General features: G+C 75.7%; 3 protein-coding genes and 1 pseudogene. All 4 read right to left on the reverse strand.

The genetic code is table 11. The features are described 5' to 3' along the window. Positions 1-368, reverse strand: a 368-nt coding sequence (locus ND748_RS29225; RefSeq protein WP_285902879.1) for a shikimate kinase, incomplete at its 3' end; no start/stop codon positions are given. Positions 369-488: 120 nt separating this feature from the next. Continuing rightward, positions 489-1673, reverse strand: a complete 1185-nt coding sequence (gene aroC / locus ND748_RS29230) for a chorismate synthase (RefSeq protein WP_251749419.1) — start codon at positions 1671-1673, stop codon at positions 489-491. A 142-nt stretch (positions 1674-1815) separates the two neighbouring features. Next, positions 1816-2466 (reverse strand): prepilin peptidase, encoded by a 651-nt coding sequence (locus ND748_RS29235; RefSeq protein WP_251749420.1) that lies wholly within the window; start codon positions 2464-2466, stop codon positions 1816-1818. Continuing rightward, positions 2466-2920, reverse strand: a pseudogene (locus tag ND748_RS29240) (shikimate dehydrogenase); the annotation flags it as partial. The gene ND748_RS29235 and the pseudogene ND748_RS29240, both read right to left, overlap by 1 nt.

Here is a 2920-nt window from a genome sequence, read left to right on the forward strand (position 1 = left end):
AGGCCGACCCGGCGCACCGCGTCGGACACGCCGACTTGCAGGTAGACGACCCGGTGGCCGGCGAGCAGCGCCCTGGTGTCGGCGTCGAGGACGGCCCCGCCGCCGAGGGCGACGATCCCGCGATGCTCGGCGAGCGCGGCGGCCACCGCCCGCGCCTCCGCGGCCCGGAAGTACTCCTCGCCGAACTCGATGAAGATGTCGGCGACGCTGCGGCCGAGCTCCGCCTCGACGTCCGCGTCGGTGTCGCGGAACCCGACGCCCCACCGCTGCGCGAGCCGGGTTCCCACCGTGGTCTTGCCCGCGCCGGGCGCCCCGACCAGGACCGCACGCGGCCCGGCCGACGCCGCCGACGCCGCCTCCCCAGTCATGATCCTGTTACCCCGTCTGCAGTTGTGCCCGATGACCGGTGGACGACCCGATCAGCGGATGCCCCGACTCGGTGGTGGTCGCGTACCAGTGGATGTCCCGAGCGGCGGATGACCGCCGCGTCAATGGATGACCAGGGACTTCAGGTACCCCTCGCAGTTGCGCCGGGTCTCCTCCACCGAGTCGCCGCCGAACTTCTCCAGGGCCGCGTCGGCGAGCACGAGCGCGACCATCGCCTCGGTGACGACGCCCGCGGCGGGCACCGCGCACACGTCCGACCGCTGATTGATCGCGACCGCGGCCTCGCCGGTGGTCACGTCCACGGTGGCCAGCGGCCGGGTGAGCGAGGAGATCGGCTTCATCGCCACCCGGACTCGCAGGGGCTCGCCGGTGGTCATGCCGCCCTCGACGCCGCCGGCCCGGTCGGTGGCGCGCCGCACCCGCCGGCCCACTCCGCCGACCGGCTCGATCTCGTCGTGCGCCACCGAGCCGCGCCGGCGCGCCGTGGTGAATCCGTCGCCGAACTCGACGCCCTTGATCGCCTGGATGCCCATGAGCTCGCCGGCGAGGCGCGCGTCGAGGCGGCGGTCGCCGTGCACGTAGCTGCCGAGCCCCGGCGGGCAGCCGTAGGCCAGCACCTCGACGATGCCGCCGAGGGTGTCGGAGTCGGCCTGGGCGGCGTCGATCTCGGCCACCATCCGCTCGCTGCTCGCCTGGTCGGCGCAGCGGACGGGGTCGGCGTCGACCGCCGCGAGCGAGGTGGGCGCGGGCAGGCCCGGCGGGACCTCGGCGGCGCCGATCGCGACGACGTGGGACAGGATCTCGATGCCGTATGCCTGGCGAAGCAGCGCCTTGGCCGCCGTGCCGAGCGCGACCCGCGCGGCCGTCTCGCGGGCGCTGGCGCGCTCCAGCACCGGGCGGGCGTCGTCAAAGCCGTACTTCTGCATGCCGGCGAGGTCGGCGTGACCCGGCCGGGGCCGGGTGAGCGGGGCGTTGCGGCCCAGGCCCGCGAGCGCGGCCGGGTCAACCGGGTCGGGCGACATGACCCGCTCCCACTTCGGCCACTCGCTGTTGCGGACGACGACGCTGATCGGACCGCCGAGCGAGACGCCGTGGCGCAGGCCACCGAGCAGCTCGACCACGTCCCGCTCGAAGCTCATCCGGGCCCCACGGCCGTGCCCGAGCCGCCGGCGGGCGAGTTCCGCGGAGATGTCGTCACTGGTCACCCGGATACCCGCGGGCAGCCCCTCGACCGTGGCCACCAGGGCGGGACCGTGCGACTCCCCGGCAGTCAACCAACGCACCATGCCCCCAGTCTTTCACGACCACCGACGGAGCACGTCGCGTCAGGAGCTACGGGTCACGTCCACCGCCACCGAGACACCCGGGCCAGGCCGCTGCGGCCAGCTCCGGTCAGCCGCTGCGGTCAGCCGCTGCGGCCTGCTCCGGTCAGCCGCCGCCGGCCAGGACCGCCAGCAGGGTTCCGGTCAGCAGGAACGGCCCGTAGGCGAGCCGGTCGTGCCAGCCGGCCCGGCGGGCGGCGAGCAGCACGAGCGCCGCCACCCCGCCGAGAACCACCCCGGCGAACATCCCGAACACCACGCTCGACCAGCCCAGCCAGCCCAGCGCCCCGCCGAGCAGGCCCACCAGCTTGACGTCGCCCCGGCCGAGGCCGGCGCCCGGCAGCCGGTACAGCGCCAGGAAGGCCAGCCAGCAGGCGGCGCCGGCCAGCACCGCCCGCAGCAGGCGATCCGGCGCGTCATCGACCAGCGCGGCGGCCCCGAACAGCACGGCCAGCACCGAGTAGGACGGCAGCACCAGGTGGTCCGGCAGCCGGTGCACCCGCACGTCGATCGCGGCCAGCCACACGCCGACCACCCCGAGGTACAGATAGGCCGGTAACCAGCCAGGATGACGGTGCAGGACGGTGGTCACCGCGGCCACCACCACCGTCGTAGCGATCCCCAGGGCCACCCTCCCGGGAGCGGCGCGGTGCGGCTCGGCTCCGTCCGGTGCGGGCACCCCCGCCACCACCCGGTGCCCGACCGGCATCGCCACCGCGAGCGCCACCAGCGCCATCAGCAGGCTGAGCCCGAACATCACCCGCCGGCGGGGCCGGCACCGTCGGTGTCGGAGCCGGCGACGACCTTCGCGTTCATGCGTTCGTCGAGGGCGGCCTGGCCGGCGGTCAACAGCACCCGGGCGGGAACGCGCCGGCCCGTGAAGTGCTCGACCTGCCCGACGGCCTGGGCGGCGAGGATCTCCAGGCCGCTGGCGACGCGGGCGCCGGCCCGGTAGGCGGCGGCGGCCAAAGCGGTCGGCCACGGGTGGTAGAGCAGCTCGACAAGCTGGCTGGACGCCGGCCAGCGGCGGGTCGCGAGGGGGTCGGTCGCGCCGGCGGGGGTGGTGGCGATGACGAGGTCCGGGCCGGTGGGCAGGCCGGTGGCGAGCAGCTCCCAGGGCAGCGCCGTCACCTCGACGCCCAGGCGGGCGCCGATCCGGGCCACCTCCGCGATCGCCGCGGGGCGGCGCGCCACCACGGCGACGTGCGGGC

Origin of the sequence: Frankia sp. AiPs1 (assembly GCF_023716945.1) — a bacterium.
GTDB lineage: Bacteria > Actinomycetota > Actinomycetes > Frankiales > Frankiaceae > Frankia.